General features: G+C 64.0%; 17 protein-coding genes. 7 read left to right on the forward strand and 10 right to left on the reverse strand.

Features of this window, described 5'->3' with window-relative positions; genetic code table 11:
• The first annotated feature begins 2 nt into the window (after positions 1–2).
• The gene (locus tag IVB26_RS09135) at positions 3–815 is read left to right on the forward strand and encodes an ABC transporter permease (protein WP_247971364.1); all 813 of its coding nucleotides are present in this window, start codon (positions 3–5) and stop codon (positions 813–815) included.
• Here IVB26_RS09135 and IVB26_RS09140 read toward each other — a convergent pair.
• From IVB26_RS09140 to IVB26_RS09160, 5 genes are all read right to left on the reverse strand, one after another.
• Positions 748–1,740, reverse strand: a complete 993-nt coding sequence (locus IVB26_RS09140; protein ID WP_247971365.1) for a hypothetical protein — start codon at positions 1,738–1,740, stop codon at positions 748–750. The genes IVB26_RS09135 and IVB26_RS09140 overlap by 68 nt on opposite strands.
• A 114-nt stretch (positions 1,741–1,854) precedes the next feature.
• Positions 1,855–2,706, reverse strand: coding sequence for a carbohydrate ABC transporter permease (locus IVB26_RS09145; RefSeq protein ID WP_247971366.1), 852 nt, complete (start codon positions 2,704–2,706; stop codon positions 1,855–1,857).
• Positions 2,703–3,575 carry a carbohydrate ABC transporter permease gene (locus tag IVB26_RS09150; RefSeq protein ID WP_247971367.1) on the reverse strand — a complete coding sequence of 291 codons (873 nt, stop codon included), beginning with the start codon at positions 3,573–3,575 and terminating at the stop codon, positions 2,703–2,705. The genes IVB26_RS09145 and IVB26_RS09150 overlap by 4 nt, the downstream gene beginning before the upstream one ends.
• Positions 3,576–3,670: 95 nt before the next feature.
• Positions 3,671–5,056 (reverse strand): ABC transporter substrate-binding protein, encoded by a 1,386-nt coding sequence (locus IVB26_RS09155; protein WP_247971368.1) that lies wholly within the window; start codon positions 5,054–5,056, stop codon positions 3,671–3,673.
• 207 nt (positions 5,057–5,263) lie between these two features.
• Complete coding sequence (locus IVB26_RS09160) at positions 5,264–7,156, reverse strand: AsmA family protein (protein ID WP_247973122.1); 1,893 nt, start codon at positions 7,154–7,156, stop codon at positions 5,264–5,266.
• A gap of 286 nt (positions 7,157–7,442) precedes the next feature.
• Between IVB26_RS09160 and IVB26_RS09165 the strand changes: the two genes are divergently transcribed.
• The 3 genes from IVB26_RS09165 to IVB26_RS09175 all read left to right on the forward strand — a co-directional run bounded on the left by IVB26_RS09165 (position 7,443) and on the right by IVB26_RS09175 (position 9,527).
• On the forward strand, positions 7,443–8,150 hold the full coding sequence (locus IVB26_RS09165; protein WP_246925096.1) for a CoA transferase subunit A: 708 nt from the start codon (positions 7,443–7,445) through the stop codon (positions 8,148–8,150).
• A gap of 68 nt (positions 8,151–8,218) precedes the next feature.
• Entirely contained in the window at positions 8,219–8,869 is a 651-nt protein-coding gene (locus IVB26_RS09170) for a 3-oxoacid CoA-transferase subunit B (RefSeq protein WP_011089829.1), read from the forward strand.
• A 22-nt stretch (positions 8,870–8,891) separates the two neighbouring features.
• Positions 8,892–9,527 (forward strand): GNAT family N-acetyltransferase, encoded by a 636-nt coding sequence (locus IVB26_RS09175; RefSeq protein WP_247971369.1) that lies wholly within the window; start codon positions 8,892–8,894, stop codon positions 9,525–9,527.
• Positions 9,528–9,629: 102 nt separating this feature from the next.
• On the opposite strand, the gene IVB26_RS09180 is transcribed toward IVB26_RS09175, so the two are convergent.
• From IVB26_RS09180 to IVB26_RS09195, 4 genes are all read right to left on the reverse strand, one after another.
• A complete protein-coding gene (locus IVB26_RS09180; RefSeq protein WP_247971370.1) occupies positions 9,630–10,508 on the reverse strand; it encodes a formylglycine-generating enzyme family protein in 879 nt (292 codons plus the stop codon).
• 56 nt (positions 10,509–10,564) lie between these two features.
• Complete coding sequence (nirK, locus tag IVB26_RS09185; protein WP_247971371.1) at positions 10,565–11,662, reverse strand: copper-containing nitrite reductase; 1,098 nt, start codon at positions 11,660–11,662, stop codon at positions 10,565–10,567.
• Between the two features lie 170 nt (positions 11,663–11,832).
• The gene (locus IVB26_RS43500) at positions 11,833–12,660 is read right to left on the reverse strand and encodes a copper chaperone PCu(A)C (RefSeq protein ID WP_458309343.1); all 828 of its coding nucleotides are present in this window, start codon (positions 12,658–12,660) and stop codon (positions 11,833–11,835) included.
• A 25-nt stretch (positions 12,661–12,685) separates the two neighbouring features.
• The gene (locus IVB26_RS09195; RefSeq protein WP_247971372.1) at positions 12,686–12,886 is read right to left on the reverse strand and encodes a hypothetical protein; all 201 of its coding nucleotides are present in this window, start codon (positions 12,884–12,886) and stop codon (positions 12,686–12,688) included.
• A gap of 202 nt (positions 12,887–13,088) precedes the next feature.
• On the opposite strand from IVB26_RS09195, the gene hemN reads away from it, so the two are divergent.
• Together hemN and IVB26_RS09205 are read left to right on the forward strand one after the other, a co-directional pair.
• On the forward strand, positions 13,089–14,441 hold the full coding sequence (gene hemN, locus IVB26_RS09200) for an oxygen-independent coproporphyrinogen III oxidase (protein ID WP_247971373.1): 1,353 nt from the start codon (positions 13,089–13,091) through the stop codon (positions 14,439–14,441).
• Between the two features lie 217 nt (positions 14,442–14,658).
• Entirely contained in the window at positions 14,659–14,856 is a 198-nt protein-coding gene (locus tag IVB26_RS09205; protein ID WP_246931101.1) for a DUF1858 domain-containing protein, read from the forward strand.
• Between the two features lie 109 nt (positions 14,857–14,965).
• Here IVB26_RS09205 and IVB26_RS09210 read toward each other — a convergent pair whose 3' ends face one another.
• A complete protein-coding gene (locus IVB26_RS09210) occupies positions 14,966–15,676 on the reverse strand; it encodes a Crp/Fnr family transcriptional regulator (RefSeq protein ID WP_247971374.1) in 711 nt (236 codons plus the stop codon).
• 129 nt (positions 15,677–15,805) lie between these two features.
• Between IVB26_RS09210 and IVB26_RS09215 the strand changes: the two genes are divergently transcribed.
• Positions 15,806–17,017 (forward strand): NnrS family protein, encoded by a 1,212-nt coding sequence (locus IVB26_RS09215; protein ID WP_247971375.1) that lies wholly within the window; start codon positions 15,806–15,808, stop codon positions 17,015–17,017.
• Position 17,018: the final 1 nt, after the last annotated feature.

The raw sequence follows: 17,018 nt of genomic DNA on the forward strand, positions 1-17,018 counted from the left end.
CGATGCGCAAGGTCTCCCGCCTCTCCCGCTTCAACATCGCCTCGCTCGCGCTGGGGCTGGCGTTCCTTTACTTGCCGATCCTCATCCTCGTCATCTATTCCTTCAACGCCTCGCGGCTGGTGACGGTGTGGGGCGGCTGGTCGCTGCGCTGGTATCACGAGTTCTTCAATGACCGCGCCATGATCGAGGCGGCCTGGATGAGCCTGCGGGTTGCGGTCTCCTCCGCCACCATCGCCACGCTGCTCGGCACGCTCGCGGCGGTCGCGCTGTCCCGCGGCGAGCGGTTTCGCGGCCGGACGCTGTTTTCCGGCATGCTCTATGCGCCGCTGGTGATGCCGGAGGTAATCACGGGATTGTCGCTGCTGCTGTTGTTCGTTGCGCTGAACGCCGAGCGTGGCTTCTGGACCGTGACGATCGCCCACACCACGCTGACGATGTGCTTCGTGGCGGTGGTCGTGCAGTCCCGCCTCGGCTCGCTCGATCGTTCGCTGGAGGAGGCCGCGATGGACCTTGGCTGCGATCCGGCCCGCGCGTTCGTGGCCGTCACTCTGCCGCTGATCGCGCCGGCCATCGTCGCGGGCTGGATGCTGGCGTTCACGCTGTCGCTAGACGATCTCGTGATTGCGAGCTTTACCACCGGTCCCGGCTCGGCCACGCTGCCGATCAGGATCTACTCGGAGGTGCGGCTGGGCGTGAAGCCCGAGATCAACGCGATCTGTACGCTGGTGATCGCCCTGATCGCGATTGTCATCGTGATCGCTTCGCTCGCTTCGAAGCTGTCGAGCTCGCGGGGCGAGAGCGCAGCGCCGCTGTAGCCGTTCGTCCGGCGAACCGCGCGCGGGTTGCATCCTGGACCACGGCGCCGAGCTGCCGTAGCGCCAGCGCATTGAGCGGAAACTCCAGCAGGATATGGATCAGGCTCAGCGCCAGCAGGAAGGTGAAGCCGAACGCGTAGTCGTAGAAATAGAGCGCGGTGGCCGCCGCACTGGCGGCCGCCATGGCCGCAAGCCGCGCCTTCGGCACCGCGGTCCAGCGGATCACGTCGGCTTTGATGAACCAGTTGAGGTAGTGATAGGTGTAGACGAAGGCGAGCAGGCTGGTCAGCCTGGTGTCGAGCACGAGGCCGGGTACGCCGAACAGCCGCCCCAAGGCCGGGCCGACATTGCCGAAATAATCCTGGCCGACGCGGGCAAAGCTCGCGATCCGGATTTCGGCGGCCGGCGGCAGCAGCAGAATCGTGGCGATCGCGACGAGGTAGGCCACCACCAGCGCGGCCTGTGCGCGGCTGCCGGACCTGTAGGCGCCGAGCACCATGAAGATCAGCGTGAACAGCGAGACGTGGATGAGCGTTGGAATCAGGATGCCGATGACGGCGAGCGACGATCCGCTTGAATACATGATTGCGGACAGCGCGATCGCCACCATGAACAGCAGCATGCTCTCGATCGCAGAGGTGGTGGCCGCCAGCATGGCGCAGACGACCAGCGCGCCCCACATCGCAAAGCCGAACCACGAGGCGTTGTCGATCAGCGCCGCGACCACCGCGATGATTGCGAGGGCGGCCGCAATCCCGCGATGAGGCAGATAGTAGCTGCGGTCGTGCAGCCACGAGATCTCGGTGAAATAGTGCGCCGGGCCGAGCACGACATAGGCCAACAGCAGCAGCTCGAACGGGACCAGATAGGCGGCTGCGAGCGCCAGCAGCATCAGGCCGAGATGGATCGCGTCGTTGCTGCGCATGATGCCGAGCCCCCGCCTGAGGACCCGGAGGTTAGAGCAGGCGTGGACAATCTTCAATTGCCCACGCTGTCACTCAAACGGCTTGCTTGCAGCGCCGCGATGCGTCCTGCAGCGTCAGGACTTCACCGCGCCCGCCGTGAGCCCGCCCACCATGTAGCGGCGGAAGGCGTAATAGACCGCGGCCGGCGGCAGCGCGTAGATGAAGCCGGTGGTCATCAGCAGCTCCCAGGGCGAATCGTCAGCGGCGAGGAAGTTGCCGAGCGCGACGGGGAGGGTGATCTCGCGGTCGTTGGAGAGCAGCAGGAACGCGTAGAGATATTCGTTCCAGGCCAGCAGCACTGCATAAGTCCCGATCGCGACCAGCGAGGGCATCATCAGCGGCAGGTAGACCAGACGGAAGATCTGGAGCGTCGTCGCGCCGTCCATCACGGCGGCCTCGTCCAGCTCGACCGGCAGCTTGTCGGAGGCCTGCTTGAGCACCCAGATCGCGTAGGGGCTGGCGATCGTCACCATCGCCAGGATCAGCGACCAGTGATTGTTGAGCAGGCCGTAATTGCCCATGGTCCGGTACATCGGCACGGCGAGGAACGCCGCCGGGATGAAATAGGTGAAGAGCGCGAGGTTGAGCACCACGCGCCCGCCCGGCACCTTCAGCCGCGAGATCGAGAACGCCGCCGCGGTGGCGATGAACAGCGTCAACGCGCCGACGGCCGCCGCGATCACCACCGAATTCCAGAACTGCACGTAGAAATCGCGCAGGAAATAATGCTGCTGCTTGAACACGATCTCGAAGTTGTGCAGCGTCGGATGATCCGGCCACAGCTTGCCCGAGAACGCGTCTTCCTTCGGGGAGATCGCGAACAGGAACATGTGATAGATCGGGATCATCGTCCACAGAAAGACGGGAATGCCGATCAGCAGGAGCCGCGCTTCGGTCCCGACTTCGCGCAAGGTGGGGAGCTTCATCGCGACAACCGTTTCATCATGAAGTACACGAGCGGCAGGACGAACGGCATTGCGCAGACGATGGATGCCATCGCCAGCGAGAGCTGGTCGAGCCGGAGATAGCGGATGCCGAGCGTCGCCAGCACGTGCGTGAGGTCGGCCGGGCCGCCGCCGGTGAGCAGATAGACGCTGTTGAAGTCGCCCAGCGTCCAGATCATCGAGAGCAGCGTGCAGGTAACGTAGAGCGTCTGCATCGATGGCCAGGTGATATAGCGGAATTTCTGCCACCAGCTCGCACCATCCACCTCGGCGGCCTCGAACAGATCGTGCGAGATCGCAAGGCGGCCGGTGATCAGGATCAGCGTCCAGAACGGCAGGGATTTCCAGATGTGCACGGCGATCGCCATGCTGAGCGCCACGGTCGGGTCGTTCAGCCAGTTCGGCCCGTCATCGCCGGTGAAGGAGAAGATGAGATGGTTGATCACGCCCCATTCGGGATTGAGCATGAAGCGCACCGACAGGATGGTCGGAATCGATGGCACCGCCCAGGGCAGGATGAAGATCACCGAGAGCCATTTGATCCAGGGGCGCTGCACGGCGAAGAAGCCGGACAGGAATAGCGCGATCAGCATCTTGATGTTGATGCCGATGACCAGGAAGATCAGCGTGTTGATTGCGGCGCGCGCGAAAATCGGGTCGTTGTAGAGCGCGACATAGTTTGCCGGAGCGCGCGCCAGCCACAGCCCGTAACAGACGGGATAGACCACGAAGGCCAGGAAAACCAGCAAATAGGGCGCGAGCAGCACGATGCCCCAGACCTGCGCCGGGGTCAGCCGCGACGACAGGGGCGGGCCGGGGATTGCCTGATCGCCAGAGAGCGTGATCGCCATTCTTTTCGGACTCTTCAAAGAGAAGCCGGCCGCAAAATGCGGCCGGTATTGTTCTTACACCTCTCCCCGCAGAGCGGGGAGAGGGGCGGATGACTTTAACCCGCGACCTGCTTGATGCGGGCGATCAGTTCGTCGACGGCCTTGTCGACCGGAACCTTCTCGCTGACGACGCGGTTCATCGCCTTCGCCCACACGTTTTCGTTGTTGAGGATCGTGAACTTCCAGTTCTTGGTGAAGTCGAACGCCGCGGTGCCGCCCTTGAACTGCGTGTAGACGGCCTTGCGGTGCTTGTCAGCCTGCCAGAACGGGCTTTCCTGACTTTCCTTCGTCACCGGGAACCAGCGGCCGAGCGCGCCCTCGATGTAGGGACGGACGTTCTCTTCCTGGAGCAGGAAGCTGATGAACTGCTTGGCCTCGGCCTTGTTCTTGGCCGCGGTGAAGACCAGCCCGGTCTTGACGTCGGAGCGGTAGCGGATGGTTGAACCATCCGGCCCCTTAGGGAAGGACGCCGTGATGATGTCCTGCTCATAGGCCTTCTTGCCGGCCTCGCGCTGCTCTGGCGTCAGTGCCTGGTTCGAGGAATCCTCGAACCACTTCGCCGCGATCGAGATCGTGAAGTTGTGGGTCATCACGATGGTCTTGTTGTGGAAGGCGACGTTGTTGTCGGGATCCTTCCAGGTCGTCGAGGACGGCGGCGTGCAGCCCTTGATGTAGGTGTCGGTGTAGTCCTTCATCGCCTTGATCAGGTTCTCGCGAACCGTGGGATCGTCGACCGTGAGCTTGCCGTCATCGTCGACCAGCTTGACGTGATAGGCGTCCATGAAGGTGTAGAACGACTGGAAAGCGTCGGTGGATTCCACGCCCATCGGCTGGCCCACGGCATAGATGCGCTGGCCGGTGGCCTTGCGGATCGCCGGCTGCACCTTGTCGCACCAGAACGTCCAGTAGCCCGTCCAGTCGTTCGGGATATCGGCCTGCTTGAAGCCGGCCTTCTCCAGCATGTCGTTCCAGATCTGGACGTGCATGCTCTGCTGCTTCAGCGGGAAGCCGTAATAGGCCTTCTTCTTGGCGACGTCGTTGTAGAGGATCGACGCATCGAGCGTGTTCTGCACGAACCGGCCCTTGATCGGCTCCATGATGTCGGAGAGATCCTCGAGCTTGCCCTCATAGGCCCACTTGCCCTGCGCCTGGACGTCATAGGAATCGGAATAGGCGACATCGGGCACGGTGCCGGCATCGAGCGCAGCGACCGTCTTCGGAATCATGTCCTGGATCGCGTATTGCGACAATTCGACCTTGATGCCGGTCTTGGCTTCGAACTTCTTGATCGTCTCGATCAGTGCGTCGTCTTCGGAGCGATAGAAGCCCTTGCCCCACCAGACCGTGATCGTCTTCTGCTGCGCAAATGCGGGTGCAGCGGCTGCAAACAGCCCGGCCGCAGCGACCGCCAGTGATACTGCGCCAATAACCTTGGATTTCACGTTTTTCTCCCTCAAACGGCCGGTGTTTTTAACCGGTCGTATAAAACACTAGCGCATGGCGATAATCCGATCTAGCGGCATGTTGTCAGACCTAGGTCGTGGTGTGTCGGCCTGTGGGGATGCTTAACGCGTGCATCGATCCAATCGCCGCATCAATTCGCCCTGATCAATTCGCGATCATCGGGCAGCGGCAGAGGAACGCGATCCTCAGTTGGACTTCGCATTCTCTTTGGCATTCTCCGCCGACGGCGATCCATCCTGCGCGGGGCGCTTTCCGCCTCCGGTAATGCGCTGCTTCAGAAGATCGAGGAAGGGAGACGCCGCAGGCGATTGTCGGATCAGGCTTTCAGGGTCGGGGAAAATCAGCGGATCGTCCCAGGGGCCCTGAACCATGAAGGGCAATTGAAACCCGGACGTCGTATTGAGGCTTGCCACGCCCTTCATGTCGTATTCGCGCGTCGGCACCGAGGCGGTGCCGGTCAGCGTGATCTTTGCGGCCGGCCCTTCGATGCGGATGTCCTCGGCGGTGGCGATCCCGTCGGAGAATTTTACCGCGATGGTGAGATTGCTGTATGGCGTCGAACCGTTGCGGAAATTGCCGCCGCCGGACAGCGGCCGTCGCTCCAGGCGCTTCAGGAGCTGTTCGGCGTTGAAGCCCGAGATCGCGCCGTCGTGCCCGGTGACGGTGGCGCTGCCGTCGAGCGACTGCACGAGGCCGAACGGGCTCGAGCCCGAGGCGAACAGCGACACGTTGATGTTGCCGCGGCCGGACAGCTTGTTGAGGCCGAACAGTTCGGTGGCGCAGGCCTGGAGATCGACGTCGGTGAACTGGAATTGCGCCTTGATGTCGGCGACGGTGTCGGAGCGCGCGATGCCGAACGAGCCCTTGGCGATCCCGCCATAGATCTGCGCCTCGCCGACCGAGAGCGCCAGCGTGCCGTTGCGCAAATTGGCGCCAATCGCCGTGCGGCCGAGCTTCGTCGGCCCGACCGTCAGCTTTGCCGCCGACAGGCGCATGTCGAGATCTGTGGTGGACAATCCGTTGAGATCGAACAGCTGCCTGTTCCAGTCGCGCGCGCCGCTCGCGAGCAGGCGGAAGGTGGAGATGTAAGGTGTGAAGTCGAGCGCGTCGGCGGCAAGTGTCGCCTGCAAGGTCTGTCGGCCGTTATTGGCGTAGGTCATGACGCCCTCGGCGGCGTTGCCGTCGAGCTCGACATTGACATTGGTGAGCGCGATCGAGGCCCCGACGACGTTGGCGCGCGCCTTCAGCACGAAGCGGCCGAAACCGCCGCTGGCGGGCTGCGGCTGCCCGGTCCAGCGCAGCGCGTTGCGCAAGGAGGGGCTGTCGATCGTGAGCGTGCCTTCCATCATCGGGCTGGTGCGGTTGGCGACGCTGCCGTCGAAGGCGAGCTTGAGTGGTGCGCTGGCGATCCGCGCCTTCAAACCCGATCGCTCGCCGGAGAGGGCGGCGACGAAATCGGAGAAGCTGATCGTACCGTCGACACGCTCGCCGCGCCAGTCGAACTGTCCGGTCGCGGCGAAGGAGCGCGAGATCGAGGGCCAGGCCAGCGACAGGTCGATGTCGTTGAACTGCTCGGTGGCGTGCGTGGCGGCGTCCTCGTATTCGAGCACGCCGTCCTGGATCCGGATTTCGGAGAACGAGATCTGGTTCTCGGCCCCGGGCTTCATCGTGCGCGCGATGGTCTGGATGAAGGGCGTCCAGTTGCTCTCGCCGTCCGGCTTCAGGCTGACATGGATGCGGGGCCGCAGCAGCGTCAGGTCGGCGATCTCGAACCGTTGCAGCAGCAACGGCAGCAGCCGCAGATTGACGGTGAGCACGTCGACATGGAGCGCGGGATTGCTGGTGCCGCCGTCCTTGAGGCCGACGTCGTGGAAGGAGATGTAGCTTGCCGGCAGCACCGAGATGTCGATGTTCCCAGCGACATTGAGCTCGAGCCCGGTGACATCGCGGATCTGCGCTTCGACCGCCTTGCGCAGCGCGTCGCGGTTGATGAGCCAGGAGGTCGCGATCAGGGCGATCAGTGCCACGCCGAGCAGCGCCGCGATCGGCGTCCCGAGGCGCTTCATTCCTTGGGCCATGGTCAATGGCATGTCCTGATCGGGTTGGTCGTTGGAGCCAGCAGGGCGGCCGGGAAACCTGCATGCCCACGCCTAAGCCCTATTGTGTTAAGTCCCGCAACTTGATGGGTTTTCTTGTCGCTTTCAAGGCCGCGGACGGTTCTGCCCACGGCGTGGGCAGCTTCTATCACCCAGGCGCGGTGCGGAGAACCCCGTATCATTGACGGCTTTGGAGGATTTCGCCTAATAATCGCCGCCAATAGGGCGCGACGCCTCCAAGCCGAAGGTTCAGTCGAGGTTTTTTTGCATGAACAAGGTCTATCCCGACGCCAAGTCGGCTCTGTCAGGCATTTTGAAAGACAACATGATGATCATGTCGGGAGGCTTCGGCCTCTGCGGCATCGCCGAGGAGCTGTCGGACGCGATCCGCGAGTCCGGCGTCAAGGGCCTGACGGTGGTCTCCAACAATGCCGGCGTCGACGGCATCGGGCTCAGTCGCCTCCTGGAAACCCGGCAGATCAAGAAGATGATCTCGTCCTATGTCGGCGAGAACAAGCTGTTCGCCCAGCAATTCCTCGCCGGCGAGCTGGAACTCGAATTCAATCCGCAGGGCACGCTGGCCGAGCGCATCCGCGCCGGCGGCGCTGGCATCCCGGCCTTCTACACCAAGACCGGCGTCGGCACGCTGATCGCCGAAGGCAAGGAAGTGAAGGAGTTCGACGGCGAGAAGTACCTGATGGAGCGCGGCCTGTTCGCCGACCTCGCCATCGTGCATGCCTGGAAGGGCGACACCGCCGGCAACCTCATCTACCGCAAGACCGCGCGTAACTTTAACCCGATGATGGCGACCGCCGCCAAGATCACGGTGGCCGAGGTCGAGCATCTTGTTCCCGCCGGTGAACTCAATCCCGACCACATCCACACGCCCGGCATTTTCGTGAAGCGCATCGTCGAGGTCGGCTCGGCCAAGAAGCGCATCGAATTCCGCAACACCCGCCCGCGCACGAGCGCATGATCCGGAAAAGTGGACACCGGTTTTCCGATCAGATCATGCGCCACTAAAGAATCGACAGGAGCACAATGATGGCCTGGACCCGTGAACAGATGGCTGCGCGCGCCGCGAAGGAACTGCGCGACGGCTACTACGTCAATCTCGGCATCGGCATCCCGACGCTGGTCTCGAACTTCATCCCCGACGGCGTCGATGTCAGCCTCCAGAGCGAGAACGGCATGCTCGGCATGGGCCCGTTCCCCTATGAGGACGAGGTGGATGCCGACCTCATCAACGCCGGCAAGCAGACCGTGAGCGAGCTGCCCTCGACCTCGTATTTCTCGAGCGCGGATTCCTTCGGCATGATCCGCGGCGGCCACATGGACCTGTCGATCCTCGGCGCCATGCAGGTGGCCCAGAACGGCGATCTCGCCAACTGGATGATCCCCGGCAAGATGGTCAAGGGCATGGGCGGCGCGATGGATCTCGTCGCCGGCGTCAAGCGCGTCGTCGTCGTGATGGAGCATTCGGCCAAGGACGGCTCGAAGCTGCTGAAGAAGTGCAATCTGCCGCTGACCGGCGAGCGCGTGGTCGACATGGTCGTCACCGATCTCGCCGTCTTCACCATCGACAAGCATGGCGACGGCGGCATGGCCCTGATCGAGCTCGCTGACGGCGTCTCGCTCGACGAGGTCAAGGCCAAGACCGAAGCCGAGTTCCGTGTCGCGCTGAAGAACACGTAAGGTCGTCGCAAAGGGGGCGCGCGTGACGATACGGTCGGCGCGACCCGAAGACGCCGAATTCATCGCCCAGACTATCCTGTCATCGCAGCGTGGCTATCGGTCGCGCGGCTGGTTCGATGTCGCGCTCGGCTGGCCCGATGCGCAGTGTCGCGACCTCATCGCGCGCATCGCGGTCACGCATGCCGTGTCGATGTGGCACGTCTCGCAATTCCTGGTCGCCGAGGTCGATGGCAGACCGGCCGCCGCGCTCTGTGCTGTGCCGGCAGCCGGTACGGGACCGGCGGCCTGGTGCGCGATCGAGGAAGTTGCCGCCGAGACAGGGCTCGATCCGTCCGAGCTGGAAGCCATCCGGCGACGCGGCGCCTACACGCGCGCCTGCTGGGTTCAAGGCGGCGAGGGCGACTGGATGATCGAACATGTTGCAACTGACCCGGCCTATCGCGGCCACGGCCTCGTGCAGGCACTGATCGCGCACGCGCTGGATAAGGGCCGGGCGGCCGGATTTGGCCGGGCGACGATCTCGTTCCTGATCGGCAACATGCCGGCCGAGCGCGCCTATACCAAGGCCGGTTTTGTCTTCGCGGATGAGAAGCGCGATCCCGCGTTCGAGGCGTTGATCGGCGCGCCCGGATTTCGCATGTTCGCGCGGGAGATTTGAGGTTTTTAGCCCGGATGGAGCGCAGCGCGATCCGGGGGATCTCGCGAGCAGATGGTCTGATCCCGGATTGCGCTGCGCTCCATCCGGACTACGCAAAGGCGGCTACGACCTCACTGCCCACACCTTGCTCCATCGCGCCGACGCGCTTGCGACCCACGACGTCTCCTCGCGCACCAGGCGGAAGCCGAGATTGGCAGGCGGCACGCCCTGGGCGCAGCCGCCGGCGCGGGCATCGCGGATGAAATCGGTGACATAGGCGCGGTGCGCGCCCTCGGCGACACGCACGCCGCAGTTCACGGTCGGCCGGCCCGCATTGCCTGAAGCGTCGACGCGCGAGCGCACGAAGCAGGTCGAGGTCCACTCCCAGACGTTGCCGGCGAGATCTTCGATGCCGTGCTCGTTCGGGCCGAACTTGCCAAACGGATAGGCCGTGGTGTCGGAGAGGTCGCGTTCGGATTCGCGCTCATAGCGGCTGATCCAGCGCTTTGAAGGATCCTCCGCGTCGACCGCTACACCATCATCCCTGAATCTGGAGCCGGCCGCAAAGGCCCATTCTGCATCGCTCGGCAGGCGGTAATGGTGACCGGTCTTGCGCGATAGCCAGCCCGCATAGGCCTCGGCGTCGTGCCAGTTCACCTGCACTGCGGGGCGATCGGGGGCGACGGCCACGTCGCGATCCAGTGCGCGGCAAGCGCCATCCTGCACGCAAAGCTGATAGTCGGACGACGAGACCTGATTTCGCATGATGTGCAGCGGCCGGTCGATACGCATCGCGCGCAGCGGCGCTTCGGCCTGCTGCCCGCCGCGCGTGAAATCGCCGGCCTCGCGATAGGACACGCTGCCCGGCGCGACCCTGACGATCGCAGGCTCAGCCGCCGTGCCGTGGACGGCCATTGTCGAGACCAGCGGCGCCACCGCGATCGGCCCTGCGAGCCCGGCGGCGCATGCGAGTGCCAGTTTGAGCTTGAATGCGATCAGCATGGTCATTCCCCGAAGGAAGAAAAAAGGGGCCGGTGTTGACCGGCCCCTCGTCGCGTCTAGTTGGTTTTGGGGGCCGGTATTTCGGCAGGTGCCTTCACCTGGGTCATCAGATCGTCGTTCCACTTGCCTTCGACCTTGAAGTGCGCGGTGGCACCGAGGTCTGCGGCCTCGATCAGATTATGCGTGACATAGGCGTAGATGCCGGGCTGCATGAACTTGTACAGCGCAGCTCCCGCCGAGCCGCCGCGGATGAACCAGGTCTCGAGTCCGACCTCGGGTGCATTGCCGAACTTGCCCGTCTCCCAGACATAGTCGCCATGGCCGCCGATCAGATGCGGACGGCTGTCGCGATTGGCCTGCGAATGCACGATCAGCACGTTCTCGCCGACATTGGCGGTCAACGCGCTCTTGCCGGTGAGCGCCCCGACCTTGCCGTTGAACACGACGTGGGTGGGAGTCAGCTTCTTCATCACCTCCTCGGTTTCGGTGAAGGCTTCGCCCGGCGAGTCGTAGGACTTGAAATTGCCCTTCTCGTCGCGCGGCACGTACATGTCCTGCTCGCCGATGTAGTAGACCTTGTCGTATTTCAGCGCGTGGCCCTTGCCGTCGTTCAGTCCATCGCGCGGCAGCACCATCACGGCGCCATTCATGCCGGAGACGACGTGCCAGGGGATCATCGGGCCGCCCGGGGCGCAGTGATAGACGAACACGCCGGTCTTGGTTGCCTTCCAGCGCAGCACGACCTGCTCGCCGGGATTGATCAGCGTGAGCGCACCGCCGCCGAGCGCGCCGGTCGCGGAATGGAAGTCGATGTTGTGCGGCATGGTGTTGGTCGAGGGGTTGACCAGCGTCGTTTCGACGTAGTCGCCTTCATGCACGACCATCAGGGGGCCCGGCATCGAGCCGTTGAAGGTCATCGCCTGGAAGGTGGTACCCTTCTCGTCGATGACGACCTTCTTCTCCTCGATCGAGAGCGTGAACTCGATGATCTTCGGACCTTGCTTGGTCGCTTGCTCGTGCGCATGCACGAACGGCGGCGCGACCAACTCTACCTTTTGACGCGGCAGTTTGAGATCATCGGCAGCCAAAGCGGGCGTCGCCAGCATCAGGGCGGTCGCGGCGGCGCCGATCAATGCGACTCTGCGGGTGAACATCGGAAGCATCCTTCATCTGGAAAGGTTTTTGATGACGGATGCAGTGTGCGCCGATCGTGGCAAGAGTGTTTGCGCTGCGACAAGCTTTTGCCGGATTCGCCTCCGCTACAGTACTTAGGTGCCTCAACGGAGCAGGATAGGTGACACCACCTTGACCGCGTCCGAGGGCGTTATGCGGATGTCGAGGCCGAGCGACCAGCGGCCGGACAGCGGTGCCGACATTCTGACTCGCCATTGATCGATGCCGACGCGTTCGGCGCTTGCAGTGATCGTGCCACGCCATGCTCGGGATTGCCGAGCGTCACCGCAACCGCATCGGCACTCAGTGGCAATTCGTTCGCATCTTCGAGCTGGATTGCGATCTCGACCGGACCGGCGCGCCCCGGCGAGACCGTGACGTTGGCCATGGCCTTTTCAGCATGCAGATGGGTGAAGAAGCTTTCGTCGGCTTCGGATGTCGCTGCGGGTGGCGCCGTCGTCGCCTGCACCGAGCCATGCGCCGGCTGCACCGTCGCCGTGCTCTTCGTCCTTTCAGGAGCCTGTGCGCCGATGGCCTGCACGTCGAGCGTCACGTTCACCTTGCCGGCGCGCTCGAATGCCAGCGTCACCGGCATCTGGTCGCCGGCATGGAGCGGCACATCGAGGCCGATGAACATCAGATGTCCGCCGCCGGGTGCAAGCGTGACGACTTGTCCCGGTGCGATGACGAGCCCCTTGTCGAGCGGGCGCATGGTCATGACGCCGTCGTTGACGGTCATCTCGTGGATCTCGGTTCGAAGCGCATGGGCGGCCGATGCAGCCTGCAACCGCTCCGGCGTGTGGCCCCTGTTCTCGATCGTTAGATAGCCGCCAGCCACTTTGGCACCGCCGGGCGTCGCCCGGCTCCAGGCCCTGGTGATGACGAGATCGCCACTGGACGTGTCGGCTGCGAAGGCGGGCGCCCCGACAAGGCATGTCAGGATGACCGCGCCGGCGAATGCGCGCTTGGATGAGATCATGATCGAGGCCTTGGAAAAGATGCGGCTAGAAGAGATGTACGGCGAGCCGGACCGCGGCCCAGATCGCCAGCGACAGCACGGCGAAGGCAGCGATCGCGGCGGCCAGAGCGCGCGCGGTGCCGGTCGGGGCCGGTGCGACCGGGGCCGGCCGGAAGTCGTCGAAACGCGGGATATGGCCGCGGATGTCGAGCAAGGAGAAAATCAGTTCGAGTGCGAGAAGCCTCATGGACAAACGCTCCGGATGCCGTGCGAATTGCCACAATCTTGGCCCGGAAACGGTCGTTGCGCTTTGCGCGAGCGCAATGTCTGGGCACCCCGGCCGACTTTGCGCGAGCGCAAGGTCGCCTCCGCGGATCCGGGGTATTGGAACGCATTCCGTGATTTGCCGTGATGACTGCACACGGCGGAAATTTACGAATGGGTAAGACATGAGAGCTGATCTTGCGGCGAGCTACGGCGAAGAACGATTGCCACGCTACACGAGCTATCCGACCGCACCGCATTTCTCGTCGGAAATCGGAGAAGGCGCCTACGCCCGGTGGCTGGCGGAGCTGCCGTCGGGCACCAGCGCGTCACTCTATCTCCACGTGCCGTTCTGCCGCGAGATGTGCTGGTATTGCGGCTGTCATACCCAGATCGTCCGCCGCGACGAACTCATCGCCGGCTATCAGCGGACGCTGCGCAACGAGATCGCCCTGGCCGCCGAAACCATCGGCCGCCGTATCAAGGTGGAGCACATCCATTTCGGCGGCGGTACGCCGACGATCATGGCGCCGGAGGCTTTCGCCGAGTTGATGGCGACGATGCGCCAAAAATTCTTCGTGCTGCCCTCGGCCGAGATCGCAGTCGAGATCGATCCCCGCACATTGACCGCCGACATGGTCGAGGCGATGCGGCTCTCCGGCGTCAACCGTGCGAGCCTTGGCGTGCAGAGCTTCGATCCCGTGGTGCAGCGGGCGATCAACCGCGTGCAGAGCTACGAGCAGACGGCTTCTGTGGTCGACATGCTCCGGCGCGCCGGCATCGAGGGGCTGAATTTCGACCTGATCTACGGGTTGCCGCACCAGACCGTCGCGTCGTGTCTGGATACGGTCCGGCGCAGCCTTGCGCTCGCGCCCGACCGTTTCTCGGTGTTCGGCTATGCGCACGTGCCGAGCTTCAAGAAGCATCAGCAGATGATCAACGAGGCCGTGTTGCCGGACGGTCTAGCGCGTCACGACCAGGCTTGCGCGATCGCCAGCGCGTTGAAGGAGGCCGGTTACGTGCAGATCGGGCTCGATCATTTCGCGCGGCCCGGCGATTCCATGGCCGTGGCCTTCGAGGACCGGACATTGCGGCGCAACTTTCAGGGCTACACCACCGACAAGGGTGAAGTCCTGCTCGGTTTCGGCGCGAGCGCGATTGGGCATTTGCCGCAGGGTTACGTCCAGAACGAGGTGCAGATCGGCGCTTATGCGCAGAACATCGCCGCCGGCCGTCTCGCCACGGCGAAGGGCTATGGGCTCACCGCCGACGACCGATTGCGCGCCGACATCATCGAACGGATCATGTGCGAGTTCAGCGCCGACCTCGGCGACATCTGCGCGCGCCATGGTGCAGAGGCCGGGGAGATGCTGAACTCGGCGGCGCGTCTGAAGCCGCTGATCTCCGACGGCGTCGTCAGGCTGGAGGGCAATCGCCTCGCAGTCGCAAAAGATTCGCGCTTCCTGGTTCGGAGCGTCGCCGCCGCGTTCGACGCGCACCTGAATCCGGCAAAGCAACTGCACAGCCGCGCTGTGTAACCCTCTCTCCGTCAGTTCCGGGCGCGCCTCTTGGCGCGAGCCCGGAATCCATTTCGCTCCTTGGCGCTTGCTGGTCGATGGATTCTCAGATGCGCAATTGCGTATCAACGTTCGCGATTTCGTCGCGCCCCGCAGCGGAGAGAAGCAGCACCAGCTTGCGCTTCCACATAGAAACTCCGCTCCCCTCCGTTATCGTCTTATCGGAACGGAGTTGTCCATGTCTTTTGGATCCCACGATCTGGTCGATGACATCATGCGCACGGCGCCGCACACGATCCGCGTGTTTCTGGCCTTCAGGATGGCTTGTGTCGGTTGCCCGATCGCAACCTTCCACACGGTGGATGATGCCTGCCGCGAGCATGGCATCGACCGCGAAAAATTCCTCGCCGCGTTGTGCGATTGCGTGCCGGCGTGAAGCAGTCAGGAATTCGCGCCGGCGCGTGCGGATTCCCGGGTGAGGGAGGGCTTTCGCCGTAAGCGGAAGCGCCCCTCACCCCTATCCTGGGCGAGACGTTTTGGTGTGCTCACGCCGGCCCACTGTCGGGGCTCCGCTCCGCCAACACGACGATCCCGTGCGGATCGCGCAGGATGATGCGCTGACGGCCGCTCTCGACGAGGCCTTGGCTTTCCCAAGCACTCAGGATGCGGCTGACGGTGTGCAGCGTGGTGCCGGTCATCTGCGCGATGTCCTGGCGGCTGATCGGGAAGTCGATCTCGATGCCGTGGTCGAGCTTCTTGCCGGACTGCTTGGCGAGGCGCAGCAGCGCATGGGCGACGCGCTGCTCGACCTGCTGGGTCGACATTTCCAGGATGCGGGTGTGGCTCTCCTGGAGGCGCGTGCCGACGGTCTGGAGCGTGTTGGCGGCAAGCGAGGGAAACCGCTCGATCAGCCGCGGCCAGGCCGAGGTCGGCCAGATCAGCACCACGCTGTCGTCGACCGCGATTGCCGTCGCCGGATATCGTGTGGCACCGATCGCCATGGCCAGCCCGAAGGTTTCGCCGGGCGCGACATAGCGTACCACGATCTGCTCGCCGGTCGGCGTGGTCTTGGCGGCGCGGACATGGCCGTGCAGCAGCAGGAAGAAGGATTGTGCGTCCGCGCCCTGCTCGAAGATGGCGCTGTTCTTGGGATAGCGCGCCGAGCGGGCCTCACGCAGGATCTCGTCCAGGGCTTCCGGCGTCACCCCGGCGAACAGCGGCAAATGCGCAACCAGCGATGTGTCGACTTTGGCCATTTTGCCTCCTTGACGCTGGGGAGTGTGATGGCACCTGCAATCGTCCGGTAGTTTGCGATAGCGCAAAACGGGGAGGCCGGCTGGCAGTATTTTTCAGACAACGGTCTGAATTTTATTGGAGTTGACCCCATGGCTGGAGCCCGATCCCGCAACTTTCAGGGCTGGCCGCTGTTTGCGAACAGTTTTCGGCCCTTTTTCCTGCTCGCCGCGATCCAGGCGGGGCTGTCGATCCTCGCCTGGCTGCCGATGTTCTATGGCGAATTGTCGGTGAGTTCCGCATTCGCGCCGCGCGACTGGCACGTCCACGAGATGCTCTATGGCTTCCTGCCGGCGGTGATCACCGGGTTTCTGTTCACGGCGATTCCGAACTGGACCGGGCGGTTGCCGATCCAGGGCACCTCGCTGGGGGCGCTGTTGATGGTCTGGCTTGCCGGGCGTGCCGCGGTGACGTTGTCGGCCGATATCGGCTGGGCGTTTGCACTGGTCGTCGATGCCGCCTTCCTGACGCTGGTCGTCGCCGCCGCGGCGCGCGAGATCATCGCAGGCGGCAACTGGCGCAACCTGCCCGTCGTGGTGCTGGTGTCCGTTCTGCTCGCCGGCAATGTCGCTTTTCATCTCGAGGCGCATTACCAGGGCGCGGCCGATGTCAGCATCCGCGTCGGCATCGGTGTGGTCGTGCTTCTGATCGCGCTGATCGGCGGCCGCATCATTCCGAGCTTCACCCGCAACTGGCTGGTCAAGTTCAATCCTGGCCGTCTGCCGGTGCCGTTCGGGCGCTTCGATGGCGCAGTGATCGGATTGAGCGCGCTCGCGCTCATCTCGTGGGTCGTGGCACCGTTGAATGCCGTCACCGGTGTTCTGATGGCGCTGGTCGGCGGGCTGCATCTGGTGCGGCTTGCGCGCTGGGCCGGCGATCGCACCTTCCGTGAGCGGCTGCTGGTGATCCTGCATGTCGGCTACGTCTTCGTGCCGCTCGGCTTCATCCTGCACGCCCTGGCGGTTCTCGGAACGCTGCCGCCAAGCGCCGGCATCCACGCCTGGATGACGGGTGCGGCGGGAACCATGACGCTCGCAGTGATGACTCGCGCGAGCCTCGGCCATACCGGCCAGGCGTTGACGGCTTCGCCGGCAATCCAGGGAATCTATGCTGCGATCGTCATCGCGGCTCTGGCCCGTGTTGCCGCCGTGGCGTTGCCCGCGCATAGCGATGCGTTGTTGCACATCGCCGCCTGCGGCTGGCTCGTCGCGTTCCTCGGATTTGCCGTCGCGTTCGGCCCGCTGCTCGCCGGTAGCCGGCGGCGTGCCCTCGCCACGATGGGCGTGCCCGCGCCGGCACGCTGAA

Source organism: Bradyrhizobium sp. 195, from assembly GCF_023101665.1.
Taxonomy (GTDB): Bacteria; Pseudomonadota; Alphaproteobacteria; order Rhizobiales; family Xanthobacteraceae; genus Bradyrhizobium.